The sequence below is a fragment of the Larkinella fluvii genome, from assembly GCF_051857545.1.
Classification (GTDB): domain Bacteria; phylum Bacteroidota; class Bacteroidia; order Cytophagales; family Spirosomataceae; genus Larkinella.
The window spans coordinates 1-18,320 of sequence record NZ_JBPZHB010000004.1 but is presented as its reverse complement, the minus strand read 5'-3'; the positions used below and the strand labels follow the sequence as shown (position 1 = coordinate 18,320).

Here is an 18,320-nt window from a genome sequence, read left to right as displayed (position 1 = left end):
TACGTGCGTAAGATTTAAATTATCTCTATGTCAATCAATTCGTTACGATCAAAATATTACTTAATTTATTATTCGGTAACAACACACAGAAGTGGCTAAATCTGGTAATTTTCTACGGGTAGAGTAAGTACTTTTTCCGCATTTCCTTATACTGGCTCAAACCGGGTTCCCAGGTTTTCCGGATGGCGTCTTCCGACAACCCCATTTTCAGTTGCAGGGGCAACTGGTCGTTGCCATACAGCTTGTGGATGTAATTCGTTGCCAGGAAAAACTTGTCCTTATCGACGGCTTTTTTGTAGAAGTCAATTACGTATTTGAGCGTCAGCCCCTGCCGGGTCGCATCGATCCCCGACAAATCCATCCCGTAGCAAAGCTGGCCTTCCTGGGGCGGATTCATGGCCCCCGGTTTGTCGACAGGGGTAAACTGATAAGACCCGAACTTCGGATTTTTAGGGCCACCAATCACCTGAAACTGTTTGTCGGTTCCGCGCCCCACGCTGACCACCGTTCCTTCAAAGAGGCAGAGCGTTGGATACAACAGAATGGCTTGCTGGTTCGGCAGGTTCGGAGAAGGGGCCACCGGCAGCGTATACGGAAGCTGGTGGGTGTAGTTTTTTACGGGAACCACCGTCAGCGGACAAAGCAGATCGGCCGAGGCCGTATCCGGCCGTTTCAGCCATTTTTCCCCGTTGATCATCCGGGCCAGTTCGCCCACCGTCAGACCGTGGAGAATGGGAACGGGGTGCATACCCACAAACGACCGAAACCGGGGATCGAGAATGGGGCCGTCGACATAGCTGCCATTCGGATTCGGGCGGTCCAGCACAATGAACGATTTTTTGTTTTCAGCACAGGCTTCCATTGCGTAGTGCATCGTGCTGATGTAGGTATAAAACCGCGTTCCAACATCCTGAATATCGAAAATGAGCACGTCCAGCGAGTCGAGCTGGGCGGGTGTCGGTTTGCGGTTGGCACCGTATAAGGAGATGATCGGTACACCACTGCGCGGATCGCGGCCGTTTGCGACATGTTCCCCGTCGGTGGCCTGCCCGCGAAAACCGTGTTCGGGCGCAAAAATGGTTTTAATGGTGACGCCTTTTGCCAACAGGCTATCGACGAGGTGCGTTTTGCCAATGACGGAGGTATGGTTGACGATCAGCCCTACCCGTTTGCCGAGCAACGACGGCAGGTAGAGGTTCATTTGTTCGGCTCCGGTGCGGATGGGTTCTGCCGTTGCAACGGTGGCGGGCTTCTTGCCGGATTGGGCCGTGCAGCCCACCGACGTTCCCAAAAAACCGGCCAAGCAGGCGATGAAGAGTAATTTAACGGATGAAGTCATGGTTCGTCTGATCATTTATACTGCAAATCTGTTACATTTATGTGGTATTTTATAGAAAACCGTCTCCAGGTTCGCCGTTTTTCGGTGATTCGATCCTGCCAAATCCTGAAATTCTTCTCTGGCTCTTCTATTGTCCAACGCAAAAGCTCCTGCCATTCATACCCTACTCTGCCAAAAGGCAAACCCGTTAGTGGACTGTTACGAATTTTCGTTAATTGGTGCAATCGTTTGAGCAACGCCTACTAATCTTCTCCTGCATGAGCCGCTCAGGAATTAATTCTAATTATTCCTTGCTCAGTGTTATGGTTTTTCGTTCATTTATCCGGTCAGTGAACCGTTCGTTCGAATAATTGGCTTTGGCTACAAGAATTTTATAATTTATCTGGATAGCTGAGAAATCGTATAAAACCGAAGAATAATTAACAGACATCTTGCGAAGCTAACGGGGGTTAGACAGCAAAAAATCTCTAATTTGATTAGCAGTTCAAGAGTTATTTCAAATAAGATTTGGTCAATAATAACCATTATTGACTACCTAAAGATAAAATTCAAATCGGGTTTGGGCAGATTTATCTAGTCATCCTGGATGGGTACCGGGTGCTGAAGTACATTTTCCCCATGCCGATCCTAAAAAAGTGGTGCTGGTGTCCCAGAACAGAACTTACCCGGATTGGGAAGTTGATAAGGAAGATATTTTACACCTATTCTTGGTAAAGGGGTATTGGAATTAAACAGTTAATTGGTAAAATTTCATGTGGGAAAATTTACTATTATCGGCTTTTATAATAGAACTGATCGTTTTATAGATCAAGGGGAACCGAAACAGTAGTCGAAAAAAAGCAGAGTTTGAACAAAAACTTGAAGATGAATACAGGTCAGCTTTACAAGGCACAGACAAGTCTAGAGCCCTTTATGCAGGCCGAGCCTACTATTCCTTTTTGCGCGAAGGAAAAACCCTTACTATATACGACGAACAAGCGATTACGAACGATTTGAGTACTATGAAATAATAAACAATAAAGGGTTTATAAATTGATTCGCAATCAGATTGAAAAACTTTTACGATGGCATTACAATGAGTTTATTTTTAGGTATAGTTGCAGAAATATTGTTAAAGAATGCTTTGAAGCATCAAAGAAGCGACTGTCTATACATGTAAATAACAAATAATTGACATTTAAGTCTTTTAGGATTTAGAATGAAGGCTCAGTTATGGACGAAAAGACCGACATATTAGAGCTACGGTTTACGGGCAGTGGGATTACCCCTGCATCTATTAAGGCTAAAGAGTCATCTAAACTTCTCCTTGGTCTTGAAGATGCTTTATTGGCTGTTGTAAAAAGAGACAACCCAGATATAAATTTAGATGAAATTTATTTAAGTATAACAAGTATTCGTAATCAAAGTGCAGATTACGGTTTAACACCCAGTATTAAATCTGTTTTTGTGGCTGCCCTGCTTTCTGTTTCTGCCTCTCTAGAAAGTGGAAGTTTAGATGATTTGCCAGTAAAAACAATTAAAGGACTTCAGCTCATTTCAAAATTTGTAAAATCTCATCAATGTAGTGCTGAATTACGACTTAATAGTGCCGTTCAAGCGAGTATCCATCCTGACACTAATATTGAAATACCTAATTCGGCTTATATAGACGGAGACACTACAATATATGCCACAGTTGCAAGGGCTGGCGGAAAAAATCCGACGGTTCATTTAAGGCTATCAAATAATGATGAATTAATTTATGTCCATACTACAAAGCATTTTGCTAAACAATTAGCTCAACGCCTTTATGACAAGGTTGGCTTGTATGGTACTGCAAGATGGGAAAGGGTCTCTCGAAACATTGTTGAATTCACTATAAAGGATATTACAGATTACGAAGGATTAACTTCATACGAACGATTTAAAGAGTTGACAAAAAATATCGGCAAACATTGGGATAAGGTTAACAACATTGAAAGTGTCCTTATGAGAGATGATTTTGATGAATAGAAATTATGGCAAAACGTGTAGTAATTGATAGCCAAGTTTTTTTATGGGGTGTTCGAGAAGTGCCCACAGAAGGACTGGAAGATTTAATTCCCAGAACTAAAGCTTTGTTTGAATACCTTATAAACAATGGCTATGAAATCATTCTACCAGCACCAGTACTAGGAGAAATCTTAATTACAATACCATCCTCTGAGCGAGATGATGAAATATCTAACTTAAGTAAACTCTTTACAATCTACCATTTTGACGCATCTGTAGCAAAGGTATTTGCAGGAATGATGGAGCGTTATCTTAAGGAAAAAGACAAAAAAAGTATCACTTTATTGTCTAATGGTAAAGAGTTAACAAAAGGAAGGATTAAGTTTGATTACCTAATTTGTGCTATTGCAGTTTGCGCAAAAGCTGAATGTGTTTATAGCCTTGATCCTGACTTTCCGAAATTTGTGGCTGACTATATCCTGGTAAAGGATATACCACCATTGCCAAAACAAAAGCCTGAGCGTGCTCAACTTTCGTTATTTCAACCCCAAGAAATAAAACATGAAGGAAGATCGACCACTTAGAATTAAATGATTAATGATAAACAGGTGAAATTTGGCCACGAGTAAAGTGGTTGTTAAAAGGATTGACAAAAAGAAAAGGGCCGAAAAGTCGATATAGACTAATTGACCCTTTCAATGTGGTGGGTGGCTGTGACACCCCGCCGACAATGGTAACTGTTGGAGAATCGAAGCTTGCTTCCACCCGTGTATGCCACCGCGCCCATCGATTTTATTACTACGTTTATCATCATGACCGTATTTTTTTTAAGTGAGTTGAAATAACTCTTCAAATTTTCTTGGGATTTGTTAGTCTCCCATACGGTGTTTGCAATTAAACCTGCAAAAACAGATACAACTAAGTCTCCTCCAATTATTTTTCCAAGCAGCAAGAACATTAGTTTCTTTGCCTCTGACAAAGCTACATTCTACTAACCCGTTTCGATTAAATTTTAGTTCCTAAAATGCAGACTAATATTATGGAAGATCTAAGCAAAGGCTTATCTAATAGATAATTATGCAACTAGATTTTTTACAAGTACTTGTCTCATCTCATATTGCTAAAACACTGAACATTATTTAAGTATTTTTAGCTATTATTGAGTAGAAACCTACAATATGGAATTCTTAAGTAGTATAAACCGAATTAATATGACATCGTTTCTACCAAACTCCCTTAGAACAGAAGTAGCTGGTGTAAAACATCACGAAGCGCTTGTAGTTTGGGCCTTACTAAAAGAAGGCAGCCAACTCAACTTAGTTCGTGAACCAGAAAACCAATTTGACTCAAAAGCTGTCAAGGTTCTTTTCGGGCATACTATGTTAGGATACATTCCTGCAAGAAAAGCAGGTACAGTTTCGCGGTATATGGATGAAGGTGGTTCTTATGACGCAAAAATCATCCATACAAGTCTTTACGAACCGGGAAATCTGGCTATTTATATTCAAATTATCCCTTTTAAATATAAAGAAGAATCAATCACGACTTCCGGTTCACTACCACAAGTACCCGTATATATTACTAAAACTAATAACCAAAGCCCGAAAAAAACTAGCCCTATGGCATTTAGGAACTTTTTAGAAATAGAAAATTACGAAGATTATTCCGGGAGGCTTACCAAATATATAGCAGAGATTCGGCACACGAAGCTTAATACTTTTAAAGTATTGATGTCCACGATTGAGGATGTATTAGAAAGCAAAGTATTAAGCTATGTTTTAACGCTAGAGATGCAGTGGGATAAATTACAGGCTCAGGAAAGGCTTGCTAAAAGTCACGATGATGCAGAACGTCGCACGCAGGAAGCTATGGCATTGTTAAGGCAATGTGAAAATACCTTAAAACACACCCTTTCCATTGATGATAAAATAGATTGGGATTCATTAAAGCAAAAAGGCCAATATAAAGTTCCCGATCCCCGGCTTGAGCTGTTTATGAAAAAGCAAAGTATCGCAAAACCTAAGGAGCCTGAATACTTTCCATTTCCAGAACCGCCCCAATATATTGAGCCTACCTTAAGCTTCATGGAAAAGCTAATTCCTTTATTGAAACAAAAAGCAATTAATATAGCAATTGAACAGTATGATTTGCGGGTTAAAGACTGGGAAGATATTAGAGATGGAATTACTGCTCAGAATAATCAGATTACTGCTAATTGTAAGCTGGAGTGGGAAACGTACAGTGGCCGAATTACCCAAATCGAGCGTCGAATGGAGGAAGAGTATGCAAAGTGGAATGCTGAAAGAGAAGAGTTCTATAAGGAACAAGAAGAATTAAATACCAAAATTGATAAATTAAAATCAGATTATCTGCTATCCATCCCCGCTGCCATTGTTGAATATTGTGACTTGGTACTTTCTCGATCCATTTACCCTCCATCATTTCCGGCTACTGCAACAGTAGATTACCGGCCGGAAAATAAAATGGTGGTTGTGGATTATTCCTTGCCCGCCCCCAATGATATTCCTACACTGAACCAGGTTAAATACATTGCTTCCCGAGAAGAGTACAAGGAAACTTTCATTTCCGAAACCCAGGCTACAAAACTTTATGATAGTGTGGTATATCAAATTGCCATACGAACTATTCACGAGTTATTTGAAGCCGATCAAATCAACGCAATAGATTCAGTCAGTTTCAATGGTTGGGTTAATTCTGTAAATCCTGCAACGGGTAAAAAAGTCAACAATTGCATTGTCACAATTTTGACAACGAAGGAGGCTTTTACAGAAATCGATCTAGAGCATGTTGATCCAAAGGCGTGCTTTAAAAATCTTAAAGGTGTGGGATCAAGTAAACTAAGTACCGTGACGGCAGTACAACCCCTGGTAACAATAGATAGAAGTGATAAGCGCTTTACCAATCATTATGAGGTTGCCCATACCCTAAATGATTCCATGAATTTAGCAACTATGGATTGGGAGGATTTTGAACATTTAGTACGTGAAGTGTTTTCCAGTGAATTTAACCAAAACGGTGCTGAGGTTAAGATTACGCGGGCAAGCCGTGACGGGGGCGTGGATGCAGTAGCATTTGATCCTGATCCGATACGCGGAGGGAAGATCGTAATTCAGGCTAAACGATATGCCAACACCGTGGGAGTTTCAGCAGTTCGAGATTTGTATGGTACGGTAATGAATGAAGGGGCAATAAAAGGAATTTTGGTAACAACTGCTGACTATGGCCCTGATGCCTACGAATTTGCTAAAGGGAAGCCTTTAGCATTGCTAAGCGGTTCCTATCTGCTTCATCTTTTAGAAAAACATGGTCATAGGGCGCGAATAGATCTAAAAGAAGCCAAACAGCTTAATAAAAACAATAAGTTTAGTAAGTAAATGTTCCTTTGTAAAACGCGCGAAAATGTAAATTCTGATTTTGGGGAAGCTTCAACAGATGCCGAAACGGGAGAAGATCACGATGGTCATCAAATATCTTTCACCAAATGGGAATCATATTCGGATAAGCTTGAACTTTATTTAGAAGATCGAATAAAATACGCACTAGGTAAAGAGGACATTAAACAACCTTTACACTATTAATTAAAAATATGTAACCATTATTCCATCGTGGCTGTATTCAAAATGATGCCGTAGTTTAAAGGATAGAACAACCCTCTGTCTAAGGGTTAAATATGGGTTCGAATCCCACCGGTAAGTGGCCATTTACGCTTCTTACTGGTGCACGAAACTCAAAGCCCGTCAAAATATAAGGGGCTTTTTTTGATTCAACACTATTTAGATAATACAATTCACTCCCTTACAAAAAAATTTAGGGCACCAATTACCTTACTCCACCTGCTCAACCTCCTTTACCCCATCCTACCAGATCGACACCATCGCTTCCCTTGAATCTCCCGGTCCACCTCGACGGCCTACCGCTGGGTAGTCAGGATAGAACGTAGCTGAACCAGTTCTGTATATTCCGAAATTGATTGGCTTCCCAACTCCTGACAAACAAGCAAAATTCCTCAATAGGCTGATTAGGTAGTCCCGCTCGGATCCATTACATTTATTATTTTATAGAAACCTGTCTCCAGGTTCGCCGTTTTTCGGTTAATAGAGGAAACCAATTTGCTGAAAAGGGTCCTGATCTTTAAAATCTTTTCGCTTGAACGTTCCGTTTTTTATTGCCCGGCGCATTCGCCATACGCCCACAACGAGTTTTTCAGCGACCGTTACCAAAGTTGGTATTGCCAGCATTGCCATTGGGCTGGCCAGCATCATCGTGGCCTTTGCGGTTTTGTTTGGCTACAAGTACGGGATTCAGCAGAAGATTTTTGTGTTCGGTTCGCACATTACCGTCTCGAAATTTTCCCTCAATAATTCGTACGAAGAAACGCCCCTGGCACTCAAGACACCCCTCTACCAGCAGGCCAAAAACATCGACGGCATCCGCCACATTCAGGCCGTGGCCACGAAAGCCGGTATGTTGAAAACCGCCGACGAACTTTCGGGGGCGGTTTTAAAAGGCGTTGGCCGGGAATACGACTGGAGTTTGTTTCAAAGCTCGCTGGTGGCCGGTCAACTGCCCCGGTTTTTCAACGACAGCGCGCAGTGTAATCCGAATTATTCCTGCCAGATCCTGATCAGCAAGCGGATTTCGGAACGGCTTCAACTCGGCGTCGGCAAGGATGTCATCATGTATTTTATTGGAAATACTCTGCGACCCCGCAAATTGCAGGTGTCGGGCATTTACGACACGGGCCTGGAGGAAGGCGATAATGTGATGATCGTCGGTGATTTGCGACTGATTCAGCAACTCAACAACTGGGGAGCGGATTCGGTGGGTGGGTACGAAATCTTCGTCAAGGATTTCAAACACATCGATGAGACCTATCGGCGGGTTCGCGATGCGGCTTCGCCCGACATGCGCCCGATGCGCGTCACGGATACCTACAAACCGCTGTTCGACTGGATGATGCTGCTCGATCAGAATACCAGCATTTTTCTGGTGTTGATTCTCTTCGTAGCCGGGTTCAACATGGTCGCCATTCTGCTGGTGCTGATGATGGAACGAACGCCCATGATCGGCCTGTTGAAAGCCTTCGGCAGTCAGAACTCCCTGATTCGGCGGGTCTTTTTCTACGTGGGGTTGAATATGGTCATCAAAGGTTTAGTGATTGGCAACCTGCTGGGCATTGGCATCTGCGCGCTTCAGTATTATTTCAAACTGATCCCGCTCGACCCCAAAAACTACTACATGGACACGGTGCCGATTGCCTGGAATTTTTCGGTGATCGCCCTGGTGAACCTCGCCACCATCACCCTCATTGCCCTCGTGATGTGGCTTCCCACGCTGGTGGCCACGCGCATCCAACCGATCAAGGCGTTGGTTTTCAAAAAATAGATTCTAAGGGTTACAACCCACCGCCACAAGATGATCCATCCCTACGGGATTGTTCTATGGGACTGATCGCCTATGATTCGGCGGGTCAAAACCCACCGCTACAAGATGATTCATCCCTACGGGATTTTAACGATTCGCGGATGATCAAAACCCACAATCCCGTAGGAATGAATCAGGTTGTAGCCCTCATTTCCCGATCATCATCTTTTTGGTTTGCAGCGTCGTCCCCTGGCGCAACCGAACAAAGAAAACACCCTGCGCACCGCTCAGTGATACCTTTTGCCGCTGGGGACCAACCCCCTCGACGGACTTGCGGTACCAGCCCCGGCCAGCGGCATCGACCACCGACAGTTCACCCGGTTTTCCGGCTTCCAGGGTATAGCGAATCTCAAAGTTACCGTCCGACGGATTCGGCCAGACCGTCAGCAAATCACCCGATTCGGCTCCCGAATCCTCCACCACACTCAGGCGGCTTCCCACCGGACAATTCAGGGATTTCGGCGACCATTTCAACACAAAACTGCTGTTCTGCACTTTGGCACTAATCTGAAAGGACGCCCCCGTTTTGACGCTGGCGGGTGTAGGGAAGCTGTAGGCATGGGCCCCGTTTCCTTTGCCGGAGTCCTTCAGATCCTGCCGGAAAATATCGGCTTTGACCGTACCGATCGGGATATCATTGGCAAAAAACTCCACCATCAGGGGCGTGTTCGGCTGGTTGCGGTCCCACACCCACCCTCGCATACTGCTGCATTCCACCTTGTCGAGGTACCCCTCGAAACTACCCGTTACCGTTCCGGAAACCGGCACCGACGCATGAACGACCAGCAGAAATGAAGTCCGGGTTGTCAATTGGCCGTCAGTAGCCGCATAGGTCAGGCTAAAGCTGCCACTCACCTGCGGGATGCCGGTCAACTGACGGCTTTCTCCGGCAAAGTTCAGCCCGCCCGGCAAACCCGTCAGGCTATACGTCAGCGGGTCGGCATCGGTGAAGGGTGGCAGGGTGGCTGAAAAAGCCGTATTCAGGGTGGCCGACAAAGGAACCGTCGCGGGAGCCTGCGGGGGCTGATTACCGGTTTCTGTGGGCGGAATTCCCGTGCCAGATCCCGGACACGTAAGATTTTTGGGGGAGCCTTTCAGGGCATAATCAGAATCTTTTACTTTCGCCCGAATGGCATACAGTTGGCCGTTTTTCAGGTATTCAGGCGTTGTAAAACTGTAGGCGTGTGCCCCATTGCCTTTTCCGGCATCCTTCAAATCCTGGCGAAAAATGTCCGCATTGACCGTACCGATGGAGACGTTATTGGCAAAAAATTCAATCATCAGGGCTGTATTGGGCTTGTTGCGGTCCCAGACCCACCCCCGAATACTGCCGCATTCCACCTTGTCGAGATAGCCTTCAAAATTTCCCGTCACCGTTGTCGATGGGGGTACGGAAACGGCCGGGCTTACCGTCAAAGAAATCACCAAAAAACTGCTGGCCAACTGGCTGTCCGTCGCGGTATAGGTCAGGCTGAATGGGCCGCTTACCGTTGGTGTTCCCGTAATGACCCTTGTTCCGGGCGTGAATCCTAACCCATTGGGCAAGCCGTTCAGCGCATACGTCAGCGGGTCGGTGTCCGTAAAGGGCGCTAACGTGAAGGTATAAGCCGCACTGACCGTGGCCGACAGCGGAGATATTGCCGGGGGTTGCGGTTGCTGGTTAACCGGTTCCGGCACACTACCGGTCGTGCTGACCACGAGTGAAATCAAAACCGGCGTGGTGGCGATGCCATCCGACGCCGAATAGGTCAGATTGAACGTGCCGGGTACCGTAGGTGTACCGGTAATATCCCGTGAAATCGGATCGAACGACAAGCCACCGGGCAACCCGCTCAGGCTGTAGTAGACCGCACCATAGTCGGCGTCGAAAAACATCGGCAAGGTCCACGAGAAACCCGTGTTGACCGTGGCCGACAAGGGGGCGATGGTGGGCGCGAGCGGTACATAGTTGGTCGGCGGACAGGTGACGGTTTTAGGTCCCTGCTTGAGTGCGAACGTGCTGCCCTTGATCCGGGCCGACAATACGTGCGGTTTGTTGTCGTACAGACTTTTAGGCGGTTCAAACGCATAGGCGTGTAATCCGTTGCCTTTCCCGGCGGTTTTCAGTTCTGACCGGTAAATATCGGCGACGGTAAAGGCGATCACATTCTGCCCTTCCAGAATCTCCACCACCAACGGCGCATTGGGTTGCTTGCCGTCCCAGGCCCAGCCCGAAATAACCGTGCAACTGGCCGTGCTCAAATAGCCGTCGTAGGCGGTTACGGGGTTCACTTTAACAGTCTGAGCGTCAGAAAAGGGGCTTTCACAACCGGCGCTTTGCCGGCATCGGGCCTGGTAGGTGGTCGTTGTGGCCGGGCTTACCGTTAGCTGGCTCCCGCTTTGCCCGGTGTTCCACAAAACCGTCTGGGCGCACCCGGCGGCTGTCAATACCGTACTCTGTCCGGCATTGATCGCTGTCGAACTGGCACTTAGCGTCGGCACGGCAGGCGGACTGGGGCAGGCACCGATCAACAGCGGGTTACTGTATTTAAAAAGTCCGTCGGTATTAAAAATTTTCAGGCGGTAATACGCCACAGCGGACGCATCCGGATGGGTGAACGCGTAGGCCTTTTCAACGACACTATTACCCGATGCTGCCACCTCTCCCACCTTGCCAAACGTCAGCCCATCGGCACTGAATTCGACTTCAAACCGGCTGGCGTCTTTTTCGGAACTGGTCGTCCAGTTCAATGTTTTTTCCGCTCCGGAAACCTGTCCCGTAAAATTGAGCAGGGTAACATCCACGGCGGAAGGATCCTGATCCGGAAACTCGGCAAAATACTGGTCCAAAACCGTCAGCCGTTTGTCGATCCAGTTCAGAATGTCCGTGTGTTCCGACAGACGTAAGGTTGCGGGCCACCGCAATTCTTCGCGTTTGTAGGCCCCTTCATGGGTCAGCAGGGTGGTATTGTCAGTCAGGTTCTTTTTGTAATTGGCATTGGTCAGGTCGCCCTGCCGCAAGGCCAGCCACCGTTTCTTCATGCGGCTTTTAAAACCGTTCGGATTCAGCGTTAACAGACGGTAATAAAAGCCGTTGAACCGCACGTTTTCGCCAACCGGGTCCACCGACCCGTAATAATTCCCCAGGGTTATATCAAAATCCCAGGGCAGAAAAATGTAGGGTTCGTTTTCTTTGTAGCGGGCAATAAATTGATTATTGCCAAAATTGTCATCCGACGCCCCCACCGCATTTAAAAACAGGAAATTATCGATCAGATTATCCAGTTTAAACTTCCCGGCCACCTGGTTTTTAAAATCCGCATCGGTCGATTTATTGATAAAAGTTGCAATGCCAAACAAACTATTCCAAAAAGGCGTTTTGGGATAATCCATCTCGTAGCCCGACCAGGTTGCCGAATTATTGTCAAAGGGCGATAATGGGTTGTTATTGAAAACACTGGTAAACCAGGTCGCATCGGTTTTAGCCCCCGTTTTATAGAGTTCCCCCCGGATTTCGCCATTGTCACGCGTCTTTTTCAGCTTGAGTTGCTTGCGGTCGAGATCTTCCGTGATGACATAGACACCGTTGTAGGAATTATTAATAAACACGTCACAATACCGGGTTCTGATGCCGGGCAGCGCTCCGGCCTCCTGACCGGCATAATAGAGTTGATGTATTTTTAGCCAAATCGCCCACGAGGCCACGTTGTTGACGCGCAGGGGTTCGTTGTAGAGGGCCAGAAAAAGCCACTTGCTGTCTTCCCGCATGCCGAACAGCGACGTTTCAAGTTCTTCGTTTCCAGCGGGATCCTTCCACAATTCCAGGTTATAGGATTTTTTGGGATTCAGCCGCGAGGTATTGCCTCTGACCCGAACGCCCATGCTATACGAACGGGGCAAATCTCCCGGATTGGCGATTGAAACCGTGCCTTTGGTGCGGTTATCGTCTTCACTGATGGCCACCCCATTGGTGTTGAAAGCAATGATGGGAAAGTTCGTAAAAAAGAGTTTGTAGTTCCCGGCACTGCTGCCGAGGGTGTATTCTTTCCCAATCTGAAAGGCTTCTCCCGTTGCGGAATACGCATAACTTTTGTCGAAAACCAGCGTCAGAGACTGCGGAGACGTCGGAATAACCGGTATCCGGTTACAAACAATCAATTTTAAACCGTTGTCAACTTTATAATCTTCCGATGCAACCGTTATGGGTTGGGCAGTGGCATTTAAAATGCCCACCAACCAAAGGCAAAGCAGATAACCAGGCAATAGCCGACCAGGCGTACATGTGGGTTTCATGAAACAGTAGTTTGGAAGTTTATTCTATAAAATCCATCACATCTCGTTTTCTTCAAGCATAATTTGCTTGCACACCCATTCAACACAGGAAAACCGGCAACACATCTACCGTTTCCTGATCCTACTTAATGATACTCAATGCCTATGCGACTACACACCTACCAGATACAGCATTTACAAACATAGAATATTTATAAGTATTTATTTGTATATACACATCTTTTTTTACCCATAACGGTCTGATAAAGGTAATTATTTAACGATTTTATGATATTATTTCAATAGATACAAGGAATGGGTCGTCCAATTTATCAAACGGCTGCATAAATATTTTACGTATTTTACTATCAGTATATACGTTACCCCAATAGTACAATTCAACTATACAAATTATCAGACATTAATCAGTCCTAAAACAACTGTTTCGTCGTCTATGAAAACTTTTTAGAGCAATTACCAGTTGCATATTTCAAAACCGGCATTGTTTTTATACTAGTTATAATTACTTACTTATTCATACTTTTAAAATTAACTTCGACAACCGTATCGAATGAAATGTTCGGAAAACGAAAAAGGTCGTCGGGTAAAAGTGGTGGCTTTTACCTAACGACCCAATGAATTGCGGGATGAAAATTGTTAACCCACGTTTCCGTATCAATACCGTTCGACTTCGAAGCGAGATACCCCGCCTTCGTAGTGAATGTTTATTTTTTTCGCAGTACCGGCATAACCTGGGGTCTGGTAGACGCCCCCGCCTATTTCGTCAAACCCATCGAGCTTTTTAACGGTCAAAGCACCCTGCGTTTCAACCTGACAACCGGCGGTTTTCGGGATCTTCAGCGTAACCGATGTCACGCCCGACTCGATCCGGACGTCGGATTGCGGAGCGCGATCTCCCAGTTTGATCTCAATGTCGGCCGCACCGGCTCCCAGTTTAACCGACTTCACGGCGTAGGCACTCAGGTCAAAGTTGGCCTGCCCGGCGCCAATGCCAAAGTCGAACGTCCAGGTGGGTTTCGGATTCAGTCGCAAATCCACCAGATTGACCAGTTCACCGGATTTCAGCTTGATTTCATCGTCGTCCAGTTTCAGTTCAATCTCTGCCGAACGCGATTCGTCACTGCGGTTGACCGACATGCTGTATTTGCTGACGCTCATCTTGGTATCGGCTTCGACCAGGCTGTCGGACGGTGCGCCGATGTAAAACCGCCCTGCTCCGCTTTCAAATTTCAGCGAAGCCTGCTGAATAACGGAATCCATCGGTTCGGCAATGTGGCTGGTTTGCACCCGGGGTCGGCTTTCATCGCGATCACCGTCATCATTATCATCCTCATCATTGCGATTATGATCTGAATCATCGTCGTCATCGTTATTATACCGGTATTCGTAGCGGTCGTTATCCCAACGATTGCCGTGAAACATGCCCACGATCGCCAGGGGTACAGAAACCGCCAGCAGAACGGTGGTTACCAGGGCGGCCGCCGAATTCGACTTCGCAAAGATCAGATTCAACCCGGCCAGAATAATCAGCACCGGCCAGAACCGCGAGAAGAAACTCCAGTCGATGTAGAACCAGCCGTAATTATGAGCCAGAAACACCACGCCGAGCGTGATCAGGGCGATGCCCCAGAATAATCCTGTTCGCTTCATGTTGGATCAGAGCGGTTGTTGTGGCGGGTTGTTGGACGCATACGGATCGGCGTACGGATCTGAGCCGCTGGTGTAGCGGTCACTGGACGGCGGGCCGTCGTTGTGTGAGTCATTGTTCTTGTTCCGGTCCTTGACAATCAGCCAGGCGCCAATACCGATCAGGATGAGCGGCCACATATCGCCGAAGTTGATATCGAACCAGCGGTCGAGCAGAAACAGGAAGCCGATTCCGACCAGAATTGACCCTCCTACGAGGTTACCATTGCGTTCATTCGTATTCATAGTGGTGTACTGATTAGTTAAAGGTTCTGTTTTAAACGACGCATAATAGCCGGAAACCCGTTCCGGTAATACAATCCACAAGATAACATAAATTATCAGGGACGGGACGTGGGGCAGGAAAAAGCCAGCCACGAAAAGGACCCGGATCAAGGTCCGGTCGATGTTAAAATACTGGGCCAGTCCGGCGGCTACCCCGCCTAACATAGCCTCGTCGCGAAGACGTTCCAAACGTTTAGTCATGAGCGTATTAGTTAAAATACGCTGTAAACGTATTGCGGTTTTCAGTAGCTTAAAAGGAAGAAAGGAAGAATGGACGCCGATTGGGATGAAAGTACGCCAGGACTGATAATAGGTAATACATACTACCGGGTTTAACCTAATAATTCAGTCGTCGGTTTCCAGAGCCTCCAGAATATCCATCAGTTCGCCAAATTCGCGCGAACCGGGGCGGTCTTCGTCGCCCCCCGTGAGCGCAATTCCCTGAATTGGCAGGTCGGCCAGCAGGTTTTCGATCGAATCCGGCGTAAAACCGATGCCGAGCAAAACCGGGTACCGGGCCGCCAGCGGTTTAAGCGTCGCTTTCAACTCCTCATCCAGGTTTACGGCACCTTTACTTTCGAGGAGAAAGTAATCGACCTGATCGGATTGAACGGACGAAAAGAAGGTTTCCAGTTGATCGAGCGTCAGCAAGGATAAGTCAGCTTTCAGAATGATCCGACAATCGAAGGTCGACAGATATGGCAACAGGGCTGCTTCTTCAATCTGGAGGACGTCGGGCTGGTAGACTTCCAGCAACCGCTCAATTTCCACAACATCGATCGAAGCCGTCTCCCCAACGATGTGTACCCCGGCCACCCACGAACGAATTTCTTTGAACGTAGCCGGAGCCACGTACTGCTCCGCGTTTTCGTCCATGGAAAACCCCAGCAGATCGACACCCATGCCGGCGCAATACCGGGCGTCGCTTAAATTGGTTACATTACTGATTTTAACAACTGTTTTTAAAGCCATGCGCAGGGATACGGTTTACGGTTTATCGTTTACGGTTCATGTAACCCGAATAGGGAACGTGTAAACGACGGAAGCCGAAAACCGGTTTTGGTTGAAGCTGCAAAGGTAAATCCGGTTTCTGCATTGCCCACCCGATAGCGGTAATTATTGTTTCCGAACCCCCACCTGCTCACACCATTCCAGCACCGGGCAGGTCGGGCAATGCGGCAGTGGGCCGGTGCAGATGTGCTTGCCAAACGGCATCAGCAGCCGGTTGATATCGATCCACTGGTCAACGGGCACTTTTTCTTCGAGGGCTTTCAGGGTCTCCTCCGGCTGCCGGGTTCGAACCAAACCCCAGCGGTTGGTGACCCGGTGAACGTGAACATCGACGCTAATGGCGGCCTGTCCGGTAGCGACGCCCAGCGTCAGATTGGCACATTTCGGCCCAACGCCTTTGAATGAAATCAGGGTTTCAAAATCGGCGGGAATCTGTCCGTTAAACTCATCCACTGCCCGCCGGGCAATGCCCAGCATGGTGTAGGCTTTCTGTTCAGGGTACTGCGTCCCATTCAGAAGCGGGGCGAGTTCAGCCGGGTTGAGTTTCAGGAGTTGGTCGGGCGTTCGGGCCACAGCAAACAGCCGCAGGGAAACCGGAATGGTGGTTTCGTCCAGCGTGCGAATGGAGATGATACACGCGATCAGTTGTTCAAACACCGAGTTATACCCCCGCTCGAACAAATCGAATAGGGCGGCTTTCGGATACGGCCGGATGGCGTCCTCAATGCGGCTCAGAACCAGTGATAAATCAAAATTGGGCTTCACGCTCTCTTTAACTCAAAAAAAGCCGGGTGGTTTATGGTTTCCACCGAGAGTTCACAGAGATTTGCAGCGGTTTTACGGATAAACGATCCCGAACGCTCAAAACCGCCTTCAACGCTCTAGAAATACGACCATGCGCACTGTAGTTTTATTGGTGATTTCCAACCTGTTCATGACCACCGCCTGGTACTGGCACCTTCGCTACAAGGGCGAAGCCTTGTGGAAAGTGATTCTCATTAGCTGGCTGATTGCGCTGGTGGAGTACTGTTTTGCGGTACCGGCCAACCGCATTGGCTCTTACCAATTCTCCGCTTTCGAACTCAAAACGATTCAGGAAGTCGTCAGTTTGCTGGTTTTCGTGGCCTTTGCGGTTTTGAATCTCAAGGAAGAAATCAAGTGGAATTACATCGTCGGCTTCGCGCTGATTGTCCTGGCAGTCTTTTTTGTGTTTAAGAAGTGGTAGGTTGCAGGAGAATGGGGCACAGCTAGTAGACTTTACGGCTCCGCTCCTTTGTCCTGTTGATCAAGCTGTATTCTATATAACCGATGACAACACGACGCGATTTTCTAAAAACAACCGGTAGCCTGGCCGCAGGGGCCTTGCTGTATCCCCCTTTTGCGGAAGCCGCCAAAGTCAAAAATGTGGGTATTCAATTGTATACTGTCCGGAAGGAAATGCTGGCCGACGCCGTGGGAACGCTGAAACAACTGGCGAAAATTGGCTACAAAGAACTGGAATCGGCCCGCAGTGACAAAGGGAATTATTACGGGTTGAAACCGAAAGAAATCAAAAAAATTGCCCACGACCTCGGCATGAACGTCCGCAGCGGTCACGTCCACATTGACAAGGACTGGAAAAAATCGGTCGACATGGCCGCCGAAGCCGGGCAAAGCTACCTGGTGTGCTCGTCGCTGCCGTCTGAAGGGCAAACCGTTGCCAATTACCAGCGTTGCGCCGACACGTTTTCCAAATCCGCCGAGGATTGCCAGAAAGCCGGTCTGGTGTTCGCCTACCACAACCACGATTACGAATTTGAAAAGAAAGGCGGCAAACCGCTGTACGATATACTGGTCGAGAAAAGCGACGCCAATCTGGTCAAAATGGAAATGGACTTAGGCTGGGCCATCCTGACCGGCAACGATCCGCTGAAGTATTTTGCCAAGTATCCGGGCCGTTTTCCACTCTGGCACCTCAAAGACATGGACAAGGTGAAAAAGGAAAGCACCGAATTTGGCAAAGGGCAGATCGATATTGTGAAGATGTTAAAAAACAGCGACAAATCCGGGATGAAGTACTTCTTTGTCGAACAGGAAGAATACCCCAAAACCGCCATGGAAAGCGCCAAATATGACTTCGATTATCTGGCGAAACTGACGTATTGATTTAACGTTGATTTAACGGGCGGGGAACGGTCCTACGATTTTTAACAAGCTGTTTGAGTTAACCGGGAGAGCCCTGGAAGGGCGGTCTGTCAATAGGTAATCGCCTACATCGGCTAGTGGTAGCTCCGGAGGAGCGGCCTGAAGATGTTTTTAGGCCGCTCCTCCG

At 47.1% G+C, this 18,320-nt stretch carries 12 protein-coding genes and 1 tRNA gene; 7 read left to right on the top strand and 6 right to left on the bottom strand.

Features of this window, described 5'->3' with window-relative positions; all coding sequences use genetic code 11:
• Positions 1-112 precede the first annotated feature (112 nt).
• Positions 113-1,339: an exo-beta-N-acetylmuramidase NamZ family protein gene (locus ACS5NO_RS10415; protein ID WP_439415092.1), complete on the bottom strand. Its 1,227-nt coding sequence runs from the start codon at positions 1,337-1,339 to the stop codon at positions 113-115.
• A gap of 1,212 nt (positions 1,340-2,551) precedes the next feature.
• Between ACS5NO_RS10415 and ACS5NO_RS10410 the strand changes: the two genes are divergently transcribed.
• The 5 genes from ACS5NO_RS10410 (at position 2,552) to ACS5NO_RS10390 (ending at position 8,716) form a co-directional block, all read left to right on the top strand.
• On the top strand, positions 2,552-3,331 hold the full coding sequence (locus tag ACS5NO_RS10410; RefSeq protein WP_439415091.1) for a hypothetical protein: 780 nt from the start codon (positions 2,552-2,554) through the stop codon (positions 3,329-3,331).
• 5 nt (positions 3,332-3,336) lie between these two features.
• Positions 3,337-3,894: a type II toxin-antitoxin system VapC family toxin gene (locus ACS5NO_RS10405; RefSeq protein WP_439415090.1), complete on the top strand. Its 558-nt coding sequence runs from the start codon at positions 3,337-3,339 to the stop codon at positions 3,892-3,894.
• Between the two features lie 627 nt (positions 3,895-4,521).
• The gene (locus ACS5NO_RS10400; protein ID WP_439415089.1) at positions 4,522-6,705 is read left to right on the top strand and encodes a restriction endonuclease; all 2,184 of its coding nucleotides are present in this window, start codon (positions 4,522-4,524) and stop codon (positions 6,703-6,705) included.
• Positions 6,706-6,956: 251 nt separating this feature from the next.
• Positions 6,957-7,027 (top strand) — tRNA-Asp (locus ACS5NO_RS10395).
• 450 nt (positions 7,028-7,477) lie between these two features.
• The gene (locus ACS5NO_RS10390) at positions 7,478-8,716 is read left to right on the top strand and encodes an ABC transporter permease (protein ID WP_439415088.1); all 1,239 of its coding nucleotides are present in this window, start codon (positions 7,478-7,480) and stop codon (positions 8,714-8,716) included.
• Positions 8,717-8,902: 186 nt separating this feature from the next.
• Here the strand turns inward: ACS5NO_RS10390 and ACS5NO_RS10385 are convergent, their stop codons facing one another.
• The 5 genes from ACS5NO_RS10385 to ACS5NO_RS10365 form a co-directional block, all read right to left on the bottom strand.
• Complete coding sequence (locus ACS5NO_RS10385) at positions 8,903-13,027, bottom strand: CotH kinase family protein (RefSeq protein ID WP_439415087.1); 4,125 nt, start codon at positions 13,025-13,027, stop codon at positions 8,903-8,905.
• 654 nt (positions 13,028-13,681) lie between these two features.
• Positions 13,682-14,677, bottom strand: a complete 996-nt coding sequence (locus tag ACS5NO_RS10380) for a toast rack family protein (RefSeq protein ID WP_439415086.1) — start codon at positions 14,675-14,677, stop codon at positions 13,682-13,684.
• A gap of 6 nt (positions 14,678-14,683) precedes the next feature.
• The gene (locus ACS5NO_RS10375) at positions 14,684-15,199 is read right to left on the bottom strand and encodes a PspC domain-containing protein (RefSeq protein WP_439415085.1); all 516 of its coding nucleotides are present in this window, start codon (positions 15,197-15,199) and stop codon (positions 14,684-14,686) included.
• Between the two features lie 144 nt (positions 15,200-15,343).
• Complete coding sequence (gene trpF, locus ACS5NO_RS10370) at positions 15,344-15,970, bottom strand: phosphoribosylanthranilate isomerase (RefSeq protein WP_439415084.1); 627 nt, start codon at positions 15,968-15,970, stop codon at positions 15,344-15,346.
• Between the two features lie 144 nt (positions 15,971-16,114).
• Positions 16,115-16,774: an endonuclease III domain-containing protein gene (locus ACS5NO_RS10365; protein WP_439415083.1), complete on the bottom strand. Its 660-nt coding sequence runs from the start codon at positions 16,772-16,774 to the stop codon at positions 16,115-16,117.
• A gap of 130 nt (positions 16,775-16,904) precedes the next feature.
• Here ACS5NO_RS10365 and ACS5NO_RS10360 point away from each other — a divergent pair, with 130 nt between their 5' ends.
• Both ACS5NO_RS10360 and ACS5NO_RS10355 read left to right on the top strand, forming a co-directional pair.
• Positions 16,905-17,234 (top strand): DMT family protein, encoded by a 330-nt coding sequence (locus ACS5NO_RS10360; protein ID WP_439415082.1) that lies wholly within the window; start codon positions 16,905-16,907, stop codon positions 17,232-17,234.
• Positions 17,235-17,317: 83 nt separating this feature from the next.
• The gene (locus tag ACS5NO_RS10355) at positions 17,318-18,154 is read left to right on the top strand and encodes a TIM barrel protein (protein ID WP_439415081.1); all 837 of its coding nucleotides are present in this window, start codon (positions 17,318-17,320) and stop codon (positions 18,152-18,154) included.
• Positions 18,155-18,320 lie beyond the last annotated feature (166 nt).